At 58.4% G+C, this 20301-nt stretch carries 19 protein-coding genes; 8 read left to right on the forward strand and 11 right to left on the reverse strand.

Annotated elements, in window-relative coordinates; translation table 11 throughout:
- Window positions 1-11: 11 nt before the first annotated feature.
- The 3 genes from ACZ5SR_RS11365 to scpA are packed head-to-tail and all read right to left on the reverse strand — an operon-like array spanning window position 12 to window position 4777.
- Window positions 12-1544 (reverse strand): acyl-CoA carboxylase subunit beta, encoded by a 1533-nt coding sequence (locus ACZ5SR_RS11365; RefSeq protein WP_464448783.1) that lies wholly within the window; start codon window positions 1542-1544, stop codon window positions 12-14.
- 27 nt (window positions 1545-1571) lie between these two features.
- Entirely contained in the window at window positions 1572-2603 is a 1032-nt protein-coding gene (gene meaB, locus ACZ5SR_RS11370; RefSeq protein ID WP_464448784.1) for a methylmalonyl Co-A mutase-associated GTPase MeaB, read from the reverse strand.
- Window positions 2600-4777: a methylmalonyl-CoA mutase gene (gene scpA / locus ACZ5SR_RS11375; protein ID WP_464448785.1), complete on the reverse strand. Its 2178-nt coding sequence runs from the start codon at window positions 4775-4777 to the stop codon at window positions 2600-2602. The genes meaB and scpA overlap by 4 nt, the downstream gene beginning before the upstream one ends.
- Before the next feature lie 184 nt (window positions 4778-4961).
- On the opposite strand from scpA, the gene ACZ5SR_RS11380 reads away from it, so the two are divergent.
- The gene (locus ACZ5SR_RS11380) at window positions 4962-5597 is read left to right on the forward strand and encodes a GntR family transcriptional regulator (RefSeq protein WP_464448786.1); all 636 of its coding nucleotides are present in this window, start codon (window positions 4962-4964) and stop codon (window positions 5595-5597) included.
- 13 nt (window positions 5598-5610) lie between these two features.
- Here ACZ5SR_RS11380 and ACZ5SR_RS11385 read toward each other — a convergent pair whose 3' ends face one another.
- The gene (locus ACZ5SR_RS11385; RefSeq protein ID WP_464448787.1) at window positions 5611-6075 is read right to left on the reverse strand and encodes a MerR family transcriptional regulator; all 465 of its coding nucleotides are present in this window, start codon (window positions 6073-6075) and stop codon (window positions 5611-5613) included.
- Between the two features lie 139 nt (window positions 6076-6214).
- Here ACZ5SR_RS11385 and ACZ5SR_RS11390 point away from each other — a divergent pair, with 139 nt between their 5' ends.
- Window positions 6215-7012 carry an SDR family NAD(P)-dependent oxidoreductase gene (locus tag ACZ5SR_RS11390; RefSeq protein WP_464448788.1) on the forward strand — a complete coding sequence of 266 codons (798 nt, stop codon included), beginning with the start codon at window positions 6215-6217 and terminating at the stop codon, window positions 7010-7012.
- Between the two features lie 10 nt (window positions 7013-7022).
- Window positions 7023-7511, forward strand: coding sequence for a hypothetical protein (locus ACZ5SR_RS11395; RefSeq protein ID WP_464448789.1), 489 nt, complete (start codon window positions 7023-7025; stop codon window positions 7509-7511).
- A gap of 57 nt (window positions 7512-7568) precedes the next feature.
- Here ACZ5SR_RS11395 and dusA read toward each other — a convergent pair whose 3' ends face one another.
- A complete protein-coding gene (dusA, locus tag ACZ5SR_RS11400) occupies window positions 7569-8570 on the reverse strand; it encodes a tRNA dihydrouridine(20/20a) synthase DusA (protein ID WP_464448790.1) in 1002 nt (333 codons plus the stop codon).
- A gap of 124 nt (window positions 8571-8694) precedes the next feature.
- Here dusA and ACZ5SR_RS11405 point away from each other — a divergent pair, with 124 nt between their 5' ends.
- Together ACZ5SR_RS11405 and ACZ5SR_RS11410 are read left to right on the forward strand one after the other, a co-directional pair.
- Window positions 8695-9114, forward strand: a complete 420-nt coding sequence (locus ACZ5SR_RS11405; protein WP_464448791.1) for an NfeD family protein — start codon at window positions 8695-8697, stop codon at window positions 9112-9114.
- A 36-nt stretch (window positions 9115-9150) separates the two neighbouring features.
- Window positions 9151-10068 carry an SPFH domain-containing protein gene (locus ACZ5SR_RS11410; protein WP_464448792.1) on the forward strand — a complete coding sequence of 306 codons (918 nt, stop codon included), beginning with the start codon at window positions 9151-9153 and terminating at the stop codon, window positions 10066-10068.
- Window positions 10069-10176: 108 nt separating this feature from the next.
- On the opposite strand, the gene phbB is transcribed toward ACZ5SR_RS11410, so the two are convergent.
- The 4 genes from phbB to pgeF form a co-directional block, all read right to left on the reverse strand.
- Complete coding sequence (gene phbB, locus ACZ5SR_RS11415; RefSeq protein ID WP_464448793.1) at window positions 10177-10914, reverse strand: acetoacetyl-CoA reductase; 738 nt, start codon at window positions 10912-10914, stop codon at window positions 10177-10179.
- A 47-nt stretch (window positions 10915-10961) separates the two neighbouring features.
- Window positions 10962-12143, reverse strand: a complete 1182-nt coding sequence (locus ACZ5SR_RS11420; RefSeq protein ID WP_464448794.1) for an acetyl-CoA C-acetyltransferase — start codon at window positions 12141-12143, stop codon at window positions 10962-10964.
- A 22-nt stretch (window positions 12144-12165) separates the two neighbouring features.
- A complete protein-coding gene (locus tag ACZ5SR_RS11425) occupies window positions 12166-13884 on the reverse strand; it encodes a PHA/PHB synthase family protein (RefSeq protein WP_464448795.1) in 1719 nt (572 codons plus the stop codon).
- Between the two features lie 312 nt (window positions 13885-14196).
- Window positions 14197-14985, reverse strand: coding sequence for a peptidoglycan editing factor PgeF (pgeF, locus tag ACZ5SR_RS11430; RefSeq protein ID WP_464448796.1), 789 nt, complete (start codon window positions 14983-14985; stop codon window positions 14197-14199).
- Window positions 14986-15107: 122 nt separating this feature from the next.
- Here pgeF and aat point away from each other — a divergent pair, with 122 nt between their 5' ends.
- The 3 genes from aat to ACZ5SR_RS11445 are packed head-to-tail and all read left to right on the forward strand — an operon-like array spanning window position 15108 to window position 17437.
- Window positions 15108-15875, forward strand: coding sequence for a leucyl/phenylalanyl-tRNA--protein transferase (gene aat / locus ACZ5SR_RS11435; RefSeq protein ID WP_464448797.1), 768 nt, complete (start codon window positions 15108-15110; stop codon window positions 15873-15875).
- Complete coding sequence (locus ACZ5SR_RS11440) at window positions 15872-16609, forward strand: arginyltransferase (protein ID WP_464448798.1); 738 nt, start codon at window positions 15872-15874, stop codon at window positions 16607-16609. Before aat ends, ACZ5SR_RS11440 begins: the two co-directional genes overlap by 4 nt.
- A 48-nt stretch (window positions 16610-16657) precedes the next feature.
- A complete protein-coding gene (locus tag ACZ5SR_RS11445) occupies window positions 16658-17437 on the forward strand; it encodes an IclR family transcriptional regulator (protein WP_464448799.1) in 780 nt (259 codons plus the stop codon).
- A gap of 58 nt (window positions 17438-17495) precedes the next feature.
- Here the strand turns inward: ACZ5SR_RS11445 and ACZ5SR_RS11450 are convergent, their stop codons facing one another.
- Both ACZ5SR_RS11450 and ACZ5SR_RS11455 read right to left on the reverse strand, forming a co-directional pair.
- Window positions 17496-18581 (reverse strand): serine hydrolase, encoded by a 1086-nt coding sequence (locus ACZ5SR_RS11450; RefSeq protein WP_464448800.1) that lies wholly within the window; start codon window positions 18579-18581, stop codon window positions 17496-17498.
- A 125-nt stretch (window positions 18582-18706) separates the two neighbouring features.
- Entirely contained in the window at window positions 18707-20245 is a 1539-nt protein-coding gene (locus ACZ5SR_RS11455) for a 2-isopropylmalate synthase (RefSeq protein ID WP_464448801.1), read from the reverse strand.
- Window positions 20246-20301: the final 56 nt, after the last annotated feature.

Below are 20301 nucleotides of genomic sequence, written 5' to 3' on the forward strand. Positions count from 1 at the left end.
CTCCTTGGCAATCACATTGGAATGTTCCCGTGCTTGCGCCATGGGTTTTCAATTTTTTTGTCTTTGAGCATGACCAGCGAACGGCAAATGCGCTTGCGCGTTTCATGCGGCTGAATGACGTCGTCGATGAAGCCGCGAGCACCTGCAACAAAGGGGTTGGCAAAGCGGGCTTTGTATTCGGCTTCTTTGGCGGCCAGTTTCTCGGGGTCGCCTTTGTCTTCACGGAAGATGATTTCGACCGCACCCTTGGCACCCATCACCGCGATTTCGGCATTGGGCCAAGCAAAATTCACGTCGCCGCGCAAGTGCTTGGAGGCCATCACGTCGTAAGCGCCCCCATAGGCTTTGCGGGTGATGACGGTGATTTTCGGCACGGTGCACTCGGCGTACGCGTACAGCAGCTTGGCGCCGTGTTTGATGATGCCGCCGTATTCCTGACTGGTCCCAGGCATGAAGCCGGGTACATCGACAAAGGTGATCACGGGGATGTTGAACGCATCGCAAAAACGCACAAAGCGGGCCGCCTTGATGGAACTCTTGATGTCAAGACATCCGGCCAAAACCAAAGGCTGGTTGGCCACAATGCCCACGGTTTGCCCTTCCATGCGGGCAAAACCGATCAGGATGTTTTTGGCGTAGTCAGGTTGCAGCTCAAAGAAGTCGCCATCGTCCACTGTTTTGACAATGAGTTCCTTCATGTCGTAGGCTTTGTTGGGGTTCTCTGGCACCAGGGTGTCCAAGCTCATGTCCAGACGACCCGCGGGGTCACCGCTCGCGCGCACAGGCGCTTTTTCGCGGTTGTTGAGCGGCAGGTAGTTGTACAGACGTCGCAGCATCAGCAGCGCTTCCACGTCGTTCTCGAACGCCATGTCGGCGACGCCACTCTTGGTGGTGTGCGTGAGGGCACCGCCCAGCTCCTCGGCCGTGACTTCTTCGTGCGTCACGGTCTTGACCACTTCGGGGCCCGTCACGAACATGTAGGACGTGTCCTTGACCATGAAGATGAAGTCGGTCAGGGCTGGCGAATACACCGCACCACCGGCCGATGGGCCCATGATCATGCTGATCTGAGGCACCACACCGCTGGCCATCACGTTGCGCTGGAACACGTCGGCATAACCGCCCAGGGACGCCACGCCTTCCTGGATGCGGGCGCCGCCCGAATCGTTCAAACCAATCACGGGCGCACCGACTTTCATCGCCTGGTCCATGATCTTGCAAATCTTCTCGGCGTGTGTCTCGGACAACGCACCGCCGTAGACGGTGAAGTCCTGGCTGAACACGAACACCAAACGGCCATTGATCATGCCGTAGCCGGTGACCACGCCATCGCCAGGAATTTTGTTGTCTTGCATGCCGAAGTCGGTGCAGCGGTGCTCCACGAACATGTCCCACTCTTCGAAGGTGCCCTCGTCGAGCAGCACTTCGATGCGCTCACGCGCTGTGAGTTTGCCTTTGGCGTGCTGCGCGTCAATGCGCTTTTGCCCGCCGCCTAAGCGGGCCGCAGCGCGCTTTTTTTCCAGTTGTTCGATGATGTCTTGCATGGTGGCTCTCTTTTTTCCAGAAAGATTTCAAATGAACCCAGCGCTTTGACTTTTCGTTTCGTAAGCGCCGAGCAGTTGACGGGCAGCCGTCGACGCGGCCAGCTGGCCTGCTGCGACTTGTTGGCTGAGTTGGGGCAGCAGCGTTTGCACACTGGGCTGCGCCCGGAAGTTTTGTTTCAGTCCTGCGTCGATGCGTTCCCACATCCAGGACAGGGCTTGTTGTTGGCGGCGCAGACCCAAACGGCCATTGGCAGTTTGCAAGCTTCGGAACTCGCTGACCGCCACCCAAAAACTGTCCACACCTTGGCCCAGCAAGGCGCTCAGTTGCACCACTTTGGGATGCCACTGGGTGGTGTCGGCGTGCGCGTGGCCCGAGCCGCCGTGCATGCCCAAAAGCTGCAAGGCGCTGGTGATCTGCAACTCAGCGCGGGTGGCGGCAATCGCATCGATGTCGGCCTTGTTGATGACGACCAAATCGGCAATCTCCATCACGCCTTTTTTGATGGCCTGCAAATCGTCGCCCGCGTTGGGCAGTTGCATCAGCACAAACATGTCGGTCATGTTGGCCACGGCAGTTTCGCTTTGGCCCACGCCCACCGTCTCGACGATCACCACGTCGTAGCCTGCGGCTTCACAGACCAACATGGACTCACGGGTTTTTTCGGCCACGCCGCCCAAAGTGCCACTGCTGGGGCTGGGGCGGATGTAGGCTCGCTCGTGCACGCTGAGTAATTCCATGCGGGTCTTATCGCCCAAGATGGAGCCGCCCGACACCGTGCTGGACGGGTCCACCGCCAGCACCGCCACGCGGTGACCTTGGCCGATCAAATACAGGCCCAGCGCCTCGATGAAGGTGGACTTGCCCACGCCCGGCACACCACTGATACCCAAGCGGAAAGACTGGCCCGTGTGCGGCAGCATGGCCGTGAGCAACTCGTCGGCTTGGAAGCGGTGGTCCACACGCGTGGATTCGAGCAGCGTGATGGCTTTGGCCATGGCGCGACGTTGCCCAGCAGCGTTGCCGTGCAACAGACCGTCGAGCAACTGCGCAGGACTCACCCGAGAGCCTTCTTGATCTGCTCCAGCACGTCTTTGGCACTGACCGGGATCGGAGTGCCTGGGCCGTAAATGCCTTTGACGCCTGCTTCGTACAACATGTCGTAGTCCTGCCGCGGAATCACGCCGCCCACGAACACAATGATGTCGTCTGCGCCTTGCTTCTTCAGCTCGGCAATGATGGCGGGGACCAAAGTTTTGTGGCCTGCAGCGAGCGTGCTCACGCCCACGGCGTGCACATCGTTTTCAATCGCTTGGCGGGCGCACTCTTCGGGCGTCTGGAACAGCGGGCCCATGTCCACGTCGTAGCCCAAATCGGCGAACGCGGTGGCGACCACTTTGGCCCCACGGTCGTGGCCGTCTTGGCCCAGTTTGGAAATCATCACGCGGGGGCGACGGCCTTGGGAATCGGCAAAAGCGGCGATGTCGGCTTTGAGGGCGTTCCAGTATTCCATGGTGTCTCCCACGTTTTCGCCGTCGTCATAAGCCTCGGCGTAGACGCCGGTGACTTTTTGGGTGTCGGCGCGGTGGCGGCCGAAGGATTTTTCCAGCGCATCCGAAATCTCACCCACCGTGGCCCGCAGGCGCACCGCTTGGATGGACAAGTCGAGCAAGTTGCCCTGGCCCGATTCGGCCGAAGCGCTCAAAGCGTCCAACGCGGCTTGCACCTTGGCGCTGTCGCGGGTAGAGCGGATTTTGGCGAGGCGCTCAATCTGGCCATCGCGCACACGCACGTTGTCAATCGACAAAGTTTCGATCAGGTCTTCTTTGGCCAGCTTGTATTTGTTCACGCCCACGATGACGTCTTTGCCGGAATCGATGCGGGCTTGCTTCTCGGCCGCTGCGGCCTCGATCTTGAGCTTGGCCCAGCCACTGCCCACGGCTTTGGTCATGCCGCCCATGGCTTCGACTTCTTCGATGATGGCCCAAGCCTTGTCGGCCATCTCTTGCGTCAGGCTCTCCATCATGTAAGAACCGGCCCATGGGTCGATCACGTTGGTGATGTGGGTTTCTTCTTGGATGATGAGCTGGGTGTTGCGGGCGATGCGCGAGCTGAACTCGGTGGGCAAAGCAATCGCTTCGTCAAACGAGTTGGTGTGCAGCGACTGGGTGCCACCAAACACAGCCGCCATGGCTTCGATGGTGGTGCGCACCACATTGTTGTAGGGGTCTTGCTCGGTGAGCGACCAGCCCGAAGTTTGGCTGTGCGTGCGCAGCATGAGGCTCTTGGGGTTCTTGGCGTCAAAGCCCTTCATGATGCGGCACCACAGCAAGCGGGCTGCGCGCATCTTGGCGATCTCCAAATAGAAGTTCATGCCCACCGCCCAGAAGAAGGACAGGCGGCCGGCGAAGTCGTCCACGTCCATGCCCTTGGCAATGGCGGTCTTCACGTATTCCTTGCCGTCGGCCAAGGTGAAGGCCATCTCGAGCGCTTGGTTGGCCCCGGCTTCTTGCATGTGGTAACCCGAGATCGAGATCGAGTTGAACTTGGGCATGTTCTTGCTCGTGTACTCGATGATGTCGCCGATGATCTTCATCGACGGCTCGGGCGGGTAGATGTAGGTGTTGCGCACCATGAACTCTTTCAGAATGTCGTTCTGAATGGTTCCGCTCAATTTGTCTTGGCTCACGCCCTGCTCTTCAGCCGCCACCACGTAGCCCGCCAGCACCGGCAACACCGCACCGTTCATGGTCATGGACACGCTGACTTTATCGAGCGGGATCTGGTCGAACAGGATCTTCATGTCCTCGACCGAGTCAATCGCCACACCGGCTTTGCCCACGTCGCCCGTCACGCGGGGGTGGTCGGAGTCGTAACCCCGGTGGGTGGCCAAGTCAAACGCGACCGACACGCCCTGCCCGCCTGCGGCCAAGGCCTTGCGGTAGAAGGCGTTGGATTCTTCAGCGGTGGAGAAACCAGCGTATTGGCGGATGGTCCAAGGGCGCACCGCATACATGGTGGCCTGCGGGCCGCGCAAAAACGGCTCAAATCCAGGCAGCGTGTTGGCGTAAGGCAAGTTGGCCGTGTCAGCCGCTGTGTACAAAGGCTTGACGACGATGCCGTCGGGCGTCTTCCAGTTCAGCGCGTTCACATCACCACCGGGGGCGGACTTGACCGCTGCTTTTTGCCAGGCTTCCAGGTTGGAAGCGTTGAATTCAAAGGATTTGGACGTCATGGCGCTGTGCTTTCGGGACAAAAATGGCTGAGACGGATTTTGGCAGCCTGGGGCTGCCTACCGGCTTACAAGTACCGTGATTCATAATTATTGATGCAGAATATTTTAACCGGCTTACAATCTCGCATCTGAAAAAGATTCTTTTAACGCCCCTAAAACCGGTTTCCCCGGTACGCCACGCTCCATGTCAGCCCTGTCCCTTGCCCCCCGAGCCCTGTACGAAGAAGTGGCCGAACTGCTGCGGCAGCGGATTTTTGCGCGCGAATTGGAGCCGGGCAGCTGGATCGACGAGTTGCGCATCGCCGAGGCGCTGGGCATCAGCCGTACCCCCTTGCGCGAAGCCCTGAAAGTGCTGGCCGCCGAGGGTTTGGTGACCATGAAGGTGCGGCGAGGCGCTTATGTGACCGAGGTCAGCGAAAAAGACCTGCGCGATGTGTACCACCTGTTGGCCTTGCTGGAATCGGACGCGGCCCGCGTGGTGGCTCAAAACGCCAGCGCCGAACAAATGGCGCAAATCGAAGCCTTGCACCAGAACTTGGAAGGGGCCGTGGGAAACCGGGACCGTTTCTTCGAGATCAATGAAGCTTTTCACATGTTGCTGCTGGAATTGGCAGACAACCGCTGGCGTGACCAGATGGTGGCCGACCTGCGCAAGGTGATGAAGCTCAACCGGCACAGCTCGCTGTTCAAAGAGGGCCGGATTGAACAATCCCTGGCCGAGCACCGCGCCATCGTGCAGGCCCTGACCCTGCGCCAGCCCGAACTTGCGGCCGAGCGCATGTCGGCGCACTTCACGAACGGCCTGCAGGCCGCCCAATAAGCGTTCTCAAGACTCAGGCGCGCTTTTGGGCAGGACCGCCCGACAAAGCACTCAAGAATGTCAACACGAAGCTGCAATCGTCATCCTGCAGCACGCGCATGTCGCCCAAGGCAACTGGGGCCACGTAAGCCCGAATGACCTGCAGTGCAGCAACACGTTCATCGATTTTGACCACCACTGCAGCCGCCAGACGCTCAAGTGCGGGTGCATCCAGCGTGCCGTGGTCGCGTTCGCTGAGCAACAGCGCGATCTCGGCCAGGGTAAAGCCCAGATCCTTCAGATGTCGAATGGCCTTGAGCCGATCCAGCGTGTCGCTGCCGTATTGGCGATAACCGGCTTCGGTTCGGCTTTGGGGCGCAATCAAGCCCGCATCCTCATACAAGCGCAATTGGCCGCGGCTCACGCCAGCGGATTTGCACAAGACGCTGGTGGTCTGCAAGGCCTTGAAATCATGGGCGTTGGTCAGTGTTTTGATCATGTTGGCACCCATCCTAAACCTGGCACCTAGGGACCGGGTCAAGGGGTTTTCAATCGCCTTGGACAAAAAATCGCTTGACATGGCACCAAGGTACCGGGTTTCCAATGGATTTTTGACACACGAAACAAGGACGTTCGCCATGCACAAACACCCAACACCCCACAAAACAGCCCTCATCACCGGAGCCTCTTCAGGCATCGGTCAAGCCTTGGCCCATCACTTTGCCCAAGACGGCTACCAGCTGGTGCTGGCCGCCCGCAGCGTGGCCAAGATGCAGGTCCTGGCCGACGATTTGAAGCAGCAATTCAAGGTTCAGGTCATTGTCATCGGTGCAGACCTGGAAACCGACGCGGGTGCCGTGCAGTTGCACGCCGACATTCAGGCACGTGGCATCGTTTTGAGCGCCTTGGTCAATAACGCAGGCTACGGTGCATTTGGCGAGTTCAAGGACACGGCGCTCGGGTCTGAGCTGGCCATGATGCAACTCAACATGAACACGGTGGTGGTGCTGAGCAAGTTGTTTCTGACGGATTTGCTCGCAACGCGCGGCAAGATTTTGAACACGGCGTCCACGGCGGCTTTTCAGCCCGGGCCCTACATGGCGGTGTATTACGCCACCAAAGCATTTGTCTTGAGTTTCTCGGAGGCCCTGGCGTGTGAGCTGGAAGACACCGGCGTGACGGTGACCGCGCTGTGCCCTGGCCCCACCGCCTCGGGCTTTCAGGACAAGGCCCAACTGGGCAACTCAGCCCTGATCAAAGGCAAGAAACTACCCACATCCAAAGAGGTGGCCGCCTTGGGTTACCGCGCCATGCAGCGCGGCCAGCGGGTCTATATACCGGGCTTCATGAACTGGGCCATGGCGCAAAGCATGCGCTTCACACCTCGCAATCTGGCCACCAAAGTGGTGAAAGTTTTGACCCGCCCCCTCGCTTGAGAACGACCCCATGATCAACCAACTGAACAACTACTTCAGCGCAGAAAAGCAAGAAAGCGTGATCTTCATCACCGTGGGCCTGGTGGCCGTTGGCGTGAGCGCCTGGCTTTGGATAAACGGTCATCGGCTCAAATCCATGGCCTACCCGCTGGTCGTCATTGCGCTGATGCAAATGGTGGTGGGCGTGTCGATTTACCTGCGCACCGACCACCAGGTCGCCACCCTGAGCGCGCAACTGCAGCAGGAACCTGCGGCGCTGAAGGCCCAGGAAATTCCACGCATGCAGACGGTCATGAAAAACTTTTCGATCTACAAGGCGGTCGAAATGGTGCTGCTGATCCTCGGGCTGGGCATGCTTGCCTTTTGGCAGCGCCACGACCTGGCAGCCGGGATCGGTATCGGCTTGGTCTTGCAGGCCGCTTTGACACTGACGCTGGATATCTTTGCAGAGACGCGAGGATCCATTTATTTGTTTGCCCTGCACGCCATGCCCGGCTGATGCATCAGGTTTAGGGCAAGGGGCATGGGGCATGGCCCTGCGATCCGTTTTGCGCGTTCAGTCGGTGACCACCGCACCCCGCGCCAGCGCCGCACGGGCCAACTTCCACACTTCACGCGGGGGCAAGGGCTTGAGCTTGTGGTCGCTCCAGACCTGTCGCCACAAACGCCCACCGCGCTGCCCGTGGTACAGGCCCAGCATGTGCCGCGCAATCGCGTACCAAGGGCAGCCGTCTTCGGCAAAGGCGCGTTCCATGTAGGCCACCATGGCCTCTTCGACCGCTTCTCGGCTGGGCACTTCATGGGCATCGCCCAAAAAAGCAGCATCCCAACTGCCCAACAACCAAGGGTTGTAATAGGCCTCTCGCCCGACCATCACGCCGTCGGCATGCTGCAGATGCTGCGCGATCTCTTCGTTGGTTTTGATGCCGCCGTTCACCGCGATCAACAGCCCCGGAAAGTCTTTTTTGAGCTGGTAGGCCAGCTCGTAACGCAGCGGCGGGATTTCGCGGTTTTCTTTCGGCGACAGGCCATCGAGCCAGGCATTGCGAGCATGCACGATGAACACCCGGCAACCGGCCTCGCTCACGTTGCCTACAAAGTCGCGCACAAAGTCGTAGCTTTCAATGCGGTCAATGCCAATGCGGTGCTTCACCGTCACCGGCACATCCACCACATCGAGCATGGCTTTCACGCCGTCGGCCACGGTGCGTGGCTCATTCATCAAGCAGGCACCAAACGCGCCGCGCTGCACCCGGTCTGAGGGGCAGCCGCAGTTGAGGTTGATCTCGTCGTAACCCCACTCTTGGCCCAGCTTGGCGGCGTGGGCCAAATCAGCGGCATCGCTGCCGCCCAGTTGCAGGGCCACAGGGTGTTCTTCGGCGTTGAAGCGCAGGTGCCGCTGCACACTGCCGTGGCGCAGCGCACCGGTGGTGACCATCTCGGTGTAGAGCAAGGTGTGGTGGGTCAGCAGGCGGTGGAAAAACCGGCAGTGCCGGTCGGTCCAGTCCATCATGGGGGCTACAGAAAGACGCCAGCGTTGGGGTTCGGGGAAATGCATGGGAGCTGATTATCCTTGGCTGGCTGCGGCCTTGAGAACAAACAATTACGCCTGATTTTGGCAAGGTATTGTATGAACGCACTTCATGAGCCTGACAATGGCAATTTGAGCAAGGAGAAATAGGATGGATGGTGCAACGATGTGGTGGGTTTTGGCCGGTGTCTTGGTGGCTCTGGAGTTGTTGACCGGTACTTTTTATCTGTTGATGCTGAGCCTGGGAGCCGTGGCTGCAGCCTTGGTGGCCGTAGCGGGGCATGGCCTGAACTCACAATTGGTTGCCGCTGCCATTGTGGGTGGCCTGGGAGCTGTGCTGCTGGGCCAATGGCGCAAGCGCCAAACCACCACGCCACAAGAAGCCCAAGACCAACACCTGGACCTGGGCGCCATTGTTCAGGTCGATGCGTGGGATGCCCAAGGCACCGCGCAAGTCAAACACCGGGGCGCACTCTGGACCGCGGTGTTGGCCCCGGGCCAGACGGCTACGCCGGGTGTGTACCGCATTCAGGCCATGGCGGGCAACCGCTTGGTCCTCGAGAAAATCTGAGCACACCGCTCACAACATAGAAAAGGGAGAAAAGCCATGGAAGTCGCTGCCGTCCTCGTGATCATCGCGATCCTGTTCATCGTCAAGACCGTCAAGGTTGTGCCACAACAAGAGGCCTGGGTGGTCGAAAGGCTGGGCAAATTCCACGCCAGCCTGGCCCCGGGTCTGAACTTTGTGGTCCCGTTTGTGGACAACGTGATCCAGAAACACAGCCTGAAAGAAATCCCACTGGACGTGCCCAGCCAGATTTGCATCACGCGTGACAACACGCAGCTGCAAGTAGATGGCATCTTGTACTTCCAGGTGACCGACCCCAAACTGGCCAGTTACGGCTCGTCCAACTACATCGTGGCGGTGACGCAATTGGCCCAAACCAGCTTGCGCAGCGTGATCGGCAAGCTGGAGCTGGACAAGACCTTTGAAGAGCGCGACATCATCAACGCCCAAGTGGTGGCTGCCATCGACGAAGCGGCGCTCAACTGGGGTGTGAAGGTCTTGCGCTACGAGATCAAGGACCTGACACCGCCCAAAGAAATCTTGCTGGCCATGCAGTCACAAATCACCGCCGAGCGTGAAAAGCGTGCGCTGATTGCCGCCTCCGAAGGCCGTCGTCAGGAGCAAATCAACATCGCCACCGGCGAGCGCGAGGCCTTCATTGCCCGTTCTGAAGGCGAAAAACAAGCCGCCATCAACAAAGCGCAAGGCGATGCGGCCGCCATCACCGAAATGGCCAATGCCACGGCGCAGGCGATTGAGCGGATTGCCACCGCCATCCGCCAGCCCGGGGGCGAACAAGCGGTGCAACTGAAGGTGGCCGAGCAAGCGGTTCAGGCTTACGGCAAGGTGGCGCAGGACGCCAAGACCACGCTGATCGTGCCGGGCAACATGAGCGAAGTGTCTGGCCTGATCGCCTCGGCCATGCAGATGGTGAGCACAGGCAAGCAAGCGGGCTGAAGCTGACTTGTAGACACAAAAAAACCCGCCGAAGCGGGTTTTTTTGTAGATGCTACTTGCTGGTCTTGCGCAGCCGGGCGTTGCCAAGCTAAGTAAGAAACAACAACATCAGCCCATGTGCAAACCGCCATTGACGGCGAAGTCAGCACCGGTGGTGTAACCGCCGTCTTCGCTGGCCATCCAGGCGATGATGGAGGCGATCTCGCTGGGCTTGCCCAAGCGCTTGACGGGCACGGTGGCCACGATCTTTTCCAACACGTCAGGACGGATGGCGTTGACCATGTCGGTGCCGATGTAGCCAGGGCTGACGGTGTTCACGGTCACGCCCTTGGTGGCAAGCTCTTGCGCCAAGGCCATGGAGAAACCGTGCATACCGGCTTTGGCTGCCGAGTAGTTGGTTTGACCGGCTTGGCCTTTTTCGCCGTTCACCGAGCTGATGTTGATGATCCGGCCCCAGCCTTTTTCCACCATGTCGGCCACCACTTGTTTGGTCACGTTGAACATGGAGTCCAGGTTGGTGTTCATCACGGCTTGCCAGTCTTCACGGGTCATCTTCAGGAACATGCGGTCCTTGGTGATGCCGGCGTTGTTGACCAGCACATCGATGCTGCCGTGCTCGGCCTTGGCCTTGCTAAAAGCTTCGACGGTGGAATCCCAGTCACCGACATTGCCGACCGATGCATAGAAAGTGAAGCCCAAGGCTTTTTGCTCGTCCAGCCATTTGGTGAAGTCACGGGTGGGGCCGCAACCGGCGATGACCTTGAAGCCTTCTTGGTGCAGGCGCTGGCAAATCGCGGTACCGATGCCGCCCATGCCACCTGTGACGTAAGCTACTTTTTGACTCATGTTTGTCTCCATTTTTATGAGTGGTTGAAATGACGGGGAACCTGAAATCAGACGCGCTCGATGGCCAGCGACACACCCATGCCGCCACCGATGCACAAAGCGGCCAGACCTTTTTGGGCTTGGGTACGCTGCATTTCGTGCAGCAAGGTCACCAAAATGCGGCAACCGGACGCACCGATGGGGTGACCGATGGCGATCGCACCACCGTTGACGTTGACCTTGGCAGGATCGATGTCGAGCGCCTGGTTCACGGCGCAAGCTTGCGCGGCAAAGGCTTCGTTCAGCTCAAACAGGTCCACGTCTTGGGCTTTCCAGCCTGCACGGGCCAGCGCTTTTTGCGAAGCAGGCACCGGGCCCATGCCCATGGTGGCCGGGTCCAGACCGCTGGTGCCAAAAGCCGCAATGCGGGCCAGTGGCTTGAGACCCAAGGCAGCGGCCTTCTTGGCCGACATGACCATCACAGCGGCTGCGCCGTCGTTGATGCCAGAGGCGTTGCCAGCGGTCACGCTGCCGGCCTTGTCAAAGGCGGGGCGCAGACCGGCGAGCACTTCTTCGCTGGTTTTCTTGTTGATGAATTCGTCGGTGTTGAACACCAGGGCATCGCCCTTGCGCTGAGGGATCAGCACGTCGACGATTTCGTCTTTGAACTTGCCTGCTTCTTGGGCAGCTGCCGCCTTGCGCTGGCTGCCAGCAGCCAAAGCGTCTTGCATCTCGCGGGTGATGCTGTGGGCCTTGGCCACGTTCTCGGCAGTGATGCCCATGTGGTACTGGTTGTACACGTCCCACAGGCCGTCCACGATCATGGTGTCGGTCATCTTCCAGTCGCCCATGCGCTGGCCGTCGCGGCTGCCATTCAAAACGTGCGGGCTGGCGCTCATGTTTTCTTGGCCACCGGCGATGACGATTTCGCTGTCACCCCAAGCCACGGCTTGCGCAGCCAGCATCACGGCCTTCAGGCCCGAGCCGCACACGGCGTTGATGGTCAGGGCCGGGGTTTCCTTGGCCACACCGGCTTTCATCATGGCTTGGCGGGCGGGGTTTTGACCCACGCCTGCGGCCAGCACCTGGCCCATGATGACTTCACCAATAGCGTCAACGGGCAGGCCGCTGCGCTCGAGCAAGCCCTTGATGACGATGCTGCCCAGCTCGGTGGCGGGGATTTTGGCGAGCGAGCCGCCAAATTTGCCCACGGCGGTGCGGGCGGCTGCAACGATGACGATGTCTTCCATTTTTGTCTCCAGTAAAAATCAATCAGGCTTTGGCTTTGACGTAGCGGCCTGGGGCCGCTTCGATAGCCTTGTATTTCGCGGCTTTGCCGTAGGTCTTGGGTGCGGCAATCTGCTTGCCCGCATGGCCCTTGAGCCAGTCCGACCAATCGGTCCACCAGCTGCCAGGCACCTCTTTGGCGCTGGCGATCCAATCGTTCACATCAGCCGGGAATTTCGTGCCTTCACTGAGCCAATGGCTGCGCTTTTTGGCCGCTGGCGGGTTGATCACGCCCGCAATGTGGCCCGAGGCGCCCATCACAAAACGTTTTTTGCCGGGCAGCACTTGGGTGCTGGCATAGGCCCCGCCGATCGGCACGATGTGGTCTTCACGCGAGCCGTAGATGTAGACCGGCATGTCGACCTTGCCCAGGTCAATCGCTTCGCCACACACCTTGACCTTGCGGGGTTTGACCAGGTTGTTTTCCAAATAGGTATTGCGCAAGTACCAAGCGTAGAAGGGTCCCGGCAGGTTGGTCGAATCGCTGTTCCAATAGAGCAAGTCAAACGGCGGTGGTGTCTCGCCCTTGAGGTAGTTGCCGACCACATAGTTCCAGACCAGGTCGTTGGGGCGCAAAAAGCTGAAGGTGGAGGCCAGGTCCTGGCCTTTGAGCAAACCGCCTTGGCCCATTTGCTGCTCGCGGAATTTGACGAAGTTCTCGTCAATGAACACATCCAGGATGCCGGTGTCGGTGAAGTTGATCAGCGTGGTGAGGAAGGTGGCGCTGGCCACTGGCTTTTCGCCCCGCGCAGCCAGCACGGCCAGGGCGGTCGACAAAATGGTGCCGCCCACACAAAAGCCGAGCGCATTGATCTTGGGGGCGCCAGTGATGGCCTGCACCGTGTGGATGGCCTCGATCGCAGCGTGCTCGATGTAGTCGTCCCAGCTCTTTTGCGCCATGGACTCATCGGGGTTGCGCCAGCTCACGACAAAGGTGCGGTGGCCTTGGCTGACGGCATAACGGATCAGGGAGTTTTCAGGCTGCAGGTCGAGGATGTAGAACTTGTTGATGCACGGAGGCACCAGCAAAAATGGCTTTTCATAGACCTTGGCTGTGAGAGGCTTGTATTCGATCAGCTGGAAAAATTCGTTCTCAAAAACCACCGCACCCTCGGTGGTGGCCACGTTCTTGCCGACTTCAAACAGGCTCTCGTCCGTCATCGAGACGTGGCCTTGCTGCATGTCGTGCATCAAATTCTGGACGCCTTTGGCGATGCTCTCGCCTTGGGTTTCGATGGCTTTCTTTTGCGCCTCGGCATTGAAGGCCAGGAAATTACTGGGCGCTGCAGCCGCCACCCATTGCTCGACAGCAAAACGGATGCGGGTACGGGTTTTTTCATCCGACTCCACGGCATCGGCCAAACCCATCAAAATGCGAGCGTTGAGCAAGTAAGTGGCAGCATTAAAAGCCGCCATCGGGTTGGAGGCCCATGCATCTCCCGAAAAACGACGGTCTTTGACTTGCAAACTGTTGCTCAAGCTCTGATTCCACAAATCAGAAGCGTCTTTGAAATACTGCCCTTGCAAGGCCTGGAGCTTTTCAGGCGAGAATTTGATTTGCGGCGAGGCTGCTTCTGCACCGGCTTTCAGCCCACCGAGGTCGATGGTCTGGAAATGCTGCATCGCCTGACCCCAGCTTTTGGACAGGTTTTGCTGAAAACCTTCGCTCATGCTGGACCAGTAATCTGGCGTGGATGCGCTCATGCTTGCCTCCGGTAAATGGTTTTTTTGATATCGGCCACCTTCAGTATCTGTCAATTTGTTGTCACCTAAATTACAAAGCGCAAAAAAATGTATTTGATCGTTATCGCCTGGCTCTACGTGACTTTGCTGATGGGGTTGGCTGAAGCATTTAGTACCCAAGGCACTGTATTGGGGGCCATCATCACTTTCCTTCTGTACGGGGTTTTCCCAATGTCATTGGTGGTCTACCTGATGGGCACGCCTTTGCGCCGCAAAGCTCGAAAGCAGATGGAGGAAAGGGAGCGCGTACAGCTTGAGACCGAGCCACCCCAGTCAACGGGAGAGCCAGATGCAGGCCGCCATGCGCCCAGTGTGTCCGAGGACACGGCTGTCACGCCGGTGAGAAAAGAACCTTGAGGCCTGGGTCACGGTGCACCAAGCGGATTGGCTGTCGTTGCCAAAGACTCGGCTCAGGCCTCGGCGTCGCAATCGCCGCCGGGCAAGGCCTGCCAAATCGGCCAACCATTTGCCCGCCCCCCCAGGTTTGAAATAGGCTGCGGCATCGGGGTTGTTGATGCAAAACGCCTCTCGAACCTCTTCGCCGACTTCAAATGCTTGAGGACCGATACAAGGACCCAGCCAGACCAGAATGTTGTCAGGAGGCGTGTTACGCAAAGCGGGCTGATCGAGCAACGACTCCAGCACACCCGTACCGCCCTCACCCGCCAGGCCTCTCCAGCCCGCATGCGCGGCAGCGACCCAATGACCCGACGTGTCACACATCAACACAGGCAAACAATCGGCCACCATGATGGTGCAAGCCACCCCCGAATTCACTGCAAGGCAAGCATCCGCCTCGGTGCCGTCCAGGGTGTTGGCATCGAGCACCACTGAGCGATGGCCATGCACCTGTTTGAGGAAAACTGGACGATGACCGGTAACCTCTTGCAGGCGCTGGCGATTGAGTTGAATGTCCTGCGGCAGATCCCCCACGTGATCACCCAGATTCATGCTGTCCCAAGGAGGCCGGGAGACGCCTCCGTGCCGATCGGTCATCAAAGCCTGAACACGGTCTGGCGCTGGCCAGTCGGGCCGTAACCAATGGGCTGGTAAAGGTGTCATCACACTTCCAAAAATAAAAAATACAACAGTGGCAGCGCTTGTGTGTTGAGGATAAACCCAAAAAAATCACGCGCACATGAAAAAGGGACAAGAAACACGTACCCTTCAGGTGTAATGCACCCATGCCAAGCAATATCCTCATGCCCGAACTGAGCTGGATTGAAGCGGACCAAGCTCTCCCTCCCGTTCACCTGGCTTGGGGACTGCAGTCGCCCGCTCCGGGCTTGCTGGCAGCCGGTCAGGACCTGTCGGCAGCACGGTTGCTAGAGTCCTACAGCCAAGGCGTATTTCCTTGGTTCAGTGAAGGCCAGCCCGTTCTGTGGTGGAGCCCCGATCCCCGAATGGTCTTGCGTCCGGTCGATTTTCGCTTTCACCGTTCACTGCGCCAGTCACTCAAGCGCTGGCTGCGCCAACCAGGATTTATGCTCACATTTGACCGCGATTTTGGTCAAGTCATCCGCCGTTGCAGCGCCACAGCCCGACCCGGTCAAAACGGTACATGGATTGTTCCGACCATGGTGCAGGCCTACGAAGACTTGCACCGTGCAGGCTATGCCCACAGCGCCGAAGTCTGGCTGGATGGCGAGCTGGTGGCTGGGTTGTATTTTGTGGCGCTGGGCCATGCCGTCTTTGGTGAATCGATGTTCACGACCATCAGCGATGGCTCCAAAATGGCTTTGGCCACTCTGGTCAGTGTGTGCTTGGCGCATGGCGTCCCCGTCATCGACTGCCAACAAAACACCCGGCATCTGGCATCCCTGGGGGCCCAAGAAATACCCCGCACCGATTTTGTGGCTGCAGTCCAACAAGGCCGCCAGAGGCCCCCCATCGATTGGGAACAGCAAACTTTATACTGGACCACGTTGACGGCTTTGGACATCCCGTTGTGACCCATCTCAAAGATCTCCCCATTCAGGCCTTGCAGTTTTATGCCACAGCGCCTTATGCGTGCAGCTACTTGCCCGAACGCTTGGCGCGCTCACAGGTTGCAACGCCCAGCCACTTGATCCAGAACGAGGTTTACTCTGACTTGGTGGAGCAAGGCTTTCGCCGCAGCGGGATGTTCACTTACCGCCCCTACTGCGACGGCTGCCAAGCCTGCCAACCCTTGCGAGTCAAGGTCGAAGCTTTCAAGCCGGACCGCAGCCAGCGGCGTGCATGGCGCAAACACCAACACATGCAGGTTCGGGTGCTCGACCTGCAATTTGATCCTGACCACTACGCCTTGTATTTGCGCTACCAGACCAGCCGGCACCCGGGTGGGGGCATGGACCAGGACAGCGTGGACCAATACAACCAATTTTTGCTGCAAAGTCGGGTCAATTCGCGCATTGTGGAATTTCGCGAGCCAGCAAGCGAAGGAGGCCTAGGGGATCTCAAAATGGTCAGCATTGTGGATGTGCTCAATCACGGACTGTCAGCGGTTTACACCTTCTATGAGCCCGAAGAGCCAGCCAGCTATGGGACCTTCGGTGTGCTTTGGCAAATTCAGCAGGCAGCGCAACTGCAGCTGCCCTACGTGTATCTAGGCTATTGGATCCAAGACAGCGAAAAAATGAATTACAAATCGCGCTTTGAACCCTGCGAAATACGTGTGCAGGGTGAATGGTTAGCGCAGACATGATCGGTCGAGTTTTCACAGTGTAAAATTTAAGCACCGCCCGACGACACCATGAAAAAAGATCCTGCCTTCACGCCATCTCCGACCATCCAAGTCATTGAGCGGATGTTTTCGCTGATTGACGTTCTCGCCTCTCGGGAAGAAGCCATTTCACTGAAAGAGATCAGCGAAAAAACAGGCTTGCACCCCTCCACTGCACACCGCATCTTGAACGACTTGGCCACCGGCCGATTTGTCGATCGCCCAGAAGCAGGCAACTACCGCCTGGGCATGCGCCTTCTGGAGCTGGGTAATTTGGTCAAAGGACGACTGAATGTGCGCGATGCGGCGCTGGCACCCATGCGTGAATTGCACAAACTCATTCAACAGCCTGTGAACCTCAGCATGCGCCAAGGTGATGAAATCGTTTACATCGAACGGGCCTACAGCGAACGCTCTGGCATGCAGGTGGTTCGGGCCATTGGTGGGCGTGCCCCTTTACACCTGACCTCAGTGGGCAAACTTTTCCTGGCAGCAGATGACCCTCTGCGGGTTCGCTCTTACGCCACGCGCACGGGCCTGCTGGGCCAAACACGCAACAGCATCACGCAACTGCAAGTTCTTGAACGAGAGCTGACACGTGTCAAGCAGCACGGAATTGCACGTGACAACGAAGAGCTGGAGTTAGGAGTTCGCTGCATTGCAGCGGGCATCTACGACGACCAAGGCAAACTGCTGGCAGGCTTGTCAATTTCTGCGCCAGCTGATCGGCTGGACGAAGGATGGTTGCCCAAGCTGCAAGCCACGTCCCATGAAATCAGCAGAACACTGGGTTATCACGGTGACGATTGAGGCGCTTGCCCCCATGAAAAAAGACCTCTAAGAGGCCTTTTTTCATGGGACTGACGGGTTAACCGGGCTGCTGCTCGGCCAAAGCCGAGTGCCTGACCCCAGAGGGGCTCGATGACTTTTCCAACCAGCGGCGCACGCGCTCAGCATCAGCGGTACGGCTGAGTTTGCCTGCGGAGTCCAGGAAAACCATGATCAGTTTGCGACCCGCTACTTGCGCCTGCATCACCAAGCACTGCCCCGCCTCAGAGATGTAACCTGTTTTTTGCAAGCCGATGTCCCATTCAGCACTTTTGACCAAGCGATTGGTGTTGTTGTACTGCAGGGTACGGCGTCCCACCTCGATCTCGCGCCCATGTGAAGTGGACAGTTCACGCAATACAGGCTCCTTGTAAGCTGCCCCGACCAAAACAGCCAAATCGCTGGCACTGGACTGGTTTTTGCTGGACAAGCCCGTAGGCTCCACGTAGCGGGTATCGGACATGCCCAAATTTTGTGCGCGTGCATTCATGCGCGAAACAAAAACATCCAGCCCGCCCGGGAAACTTCTGCCCAAAGCGTGTGCCGCACGGTTCTCGCTGGACATCAAAGCCAGATGCAACAAGTCCCCTCGGCTGAGCACTGTGCCAACAGCCAAACGTGAAGAGCTGCCTTTTTCAGTGTCCACATCGGCCTGGGTGATCGTGATCATATCGGACATGGGCAGTTGGGCCTCTGAAATGACCAAGCCGGTCATCAACTTGGTCAAAGAGGCAATGGGCAAAACGGCATGGTCATTTTTGCGGAACAAAACTTCCCGGGTGTCTTGGTCAATGACCAATGCCACGCTCGAGCGCAAATCCAGGGGATCGTTGGCATTGTGAAGACCCGCCATTTGCCCGTAAGACGCACGCATGGGCACTGCTTTGCGATTGGCTGCCACAGGGCGCTGGCCCTTGGTTTTTTTGGCAACCGTCTGCTTTTTTTTCTGAACGGTTTTGGGAGCAGTTGCAACCGGGCGTTTTTTAGCGTTGGCTGTTTTGTTTTGCGCCAGCACCGTGGTGGGCCATGCGGATACGGCCAGCAGCGCCCCTGCGGTCAAAGCGGCAAGCAGGCTTTGAGACCACCGACCAGACGCCAACGGGCTGAAAAGGGCAAAGAATCGCATCGAGGGCTTCATCATGACGTTGTTTGATTAATTCACGCAAGTGTACCCAAATAAAAAAAGTCACGCAAGAACAATGACTTGCGTGACTTTATTGAAGCCAGAGAGTACTCCAAAAAGCTTAATTATCAGCCTTGAGCAGCCACCCTGTCCGCCTTGCTTTGCAATTTATTGAGTGCGCTCAGATAGGCCTTGGCAGAAGCGACGACGATGTCTGGGTCTGAACCCACGCCATTGACCACACGACCACTGTTTTGCAAACGCACCGTCACTTCGCCCTGACTCTCGGTCGAACCGCTGATGGCATTGACCGAATAGAGCACCATTTCGGCACCGCTCTTGATGTGGGACTCGATGGCCTTCAAAGACGCATCGACCGGACCATTGCCATCCGATTCGGTGCGCACTTCCTTGCCCTCGACCGTGAAAACCACGGCCGCATGAGGTCGCTCACCGGTTTCGCTGTGCTGTGACATCGAGACAAAGCCATATTGCTCTTTTTCGGCGGTCACGCTCTCGTCGCCCACCAAGGCCAAGATGTCTTCGTCAAAAATTTCGCTTTTGCGATCGGCCAGCTCCTTGAACTTGGCAAAGGCGCTGTTGATTTCGGTCTCGCTGTCGAGCGTCACGCCCAGGTCCTGCAAGCGCTGTTTGAACGCATTGCGCCCGCTGAGCTTGCCCAACACGATCTTATTGGTGGTCCAACCCACGTCTTCGGCACGCATGATTTCGTAAGTGTCACGCGCCTTGAGCACGCCATCTTGGTGAATGCCTGAGGCATGGGCAAAGGCGTTGGCGCCGACCACGGCCTTGTTGGGCTGCACCACAAAACCGGTGGTCTGGCTGACCATGCGGCTGGCGGCCACGATGTGGCTGGTATCGATACCGATATCGAGACCGAAATAATCACGGCGCGTCTTGACGGCCATGACCACCTCTTCGAGCGAGCAATTGCCCGCACGCTCGCCCAAGCCGTTGATGGTGCATTCGACCTGACGTGCGCCGCCGATCTTCACACCCGCCAAGGAGTTGGCCACCGCCATGCCCAGGTCGTTGTGGCAATGCACAGACCAAATCGCTTTGTCGGAGTTGGGAATGCGCTCGCGCAAGGTGCGGATGAACTCGCCGTACAGCTCGGGCACGGCATAGCCCACGGTATCGGGCACGTTGATGGTGGTGGCGCCCTCGGCAATCACGGCTTCGAGCACACGGCACAAGAAGTCCATGTCGCTGCGGTAGCCGTCTTCGGGGCTGAACTCGACATCGCCCACCAAATTGCGCGCAAAGCGCACCGATTGCTTAGCTTGCTCGAACACCTGGTCGGGTGTCATGCGCAGCTTCTTCTCCATGTGCAAAGGCGAAGTGGCAATGAAGGTGTGGATGCGCCCGCTGTTGGCGCCTTTGAGGGCCTCAGCCGCACGCGCGATGTCGCGGTCATTGGCACGGGACAAAGAACAAATGGTGGAATCCTTGATGGCGTCAGCGATGCTTTTGACCGCCTCAAAATCGCCATTGGAGCTGGCGGCAAAACCGGCTTCGATCACGTCCACGCGCAGACGCTCCAGCTGACGGGCAATGCGCAGCTTCTCGTCGCGGGTCATAGAGGCGCCGGGCGATTGCTCGCCGTCACGCAAGGTGGTGTCGAAAATAATCAATTTGTCAGTCATGTTCACTCCTGGTCAAAAACCCGCAAATCCAAGCAAAAATGCAAAAGGCCCGATGC

The sequence above is a fragment of the Limnohabitans sp. TEGF002 genome (assembly GCF_055395845.1).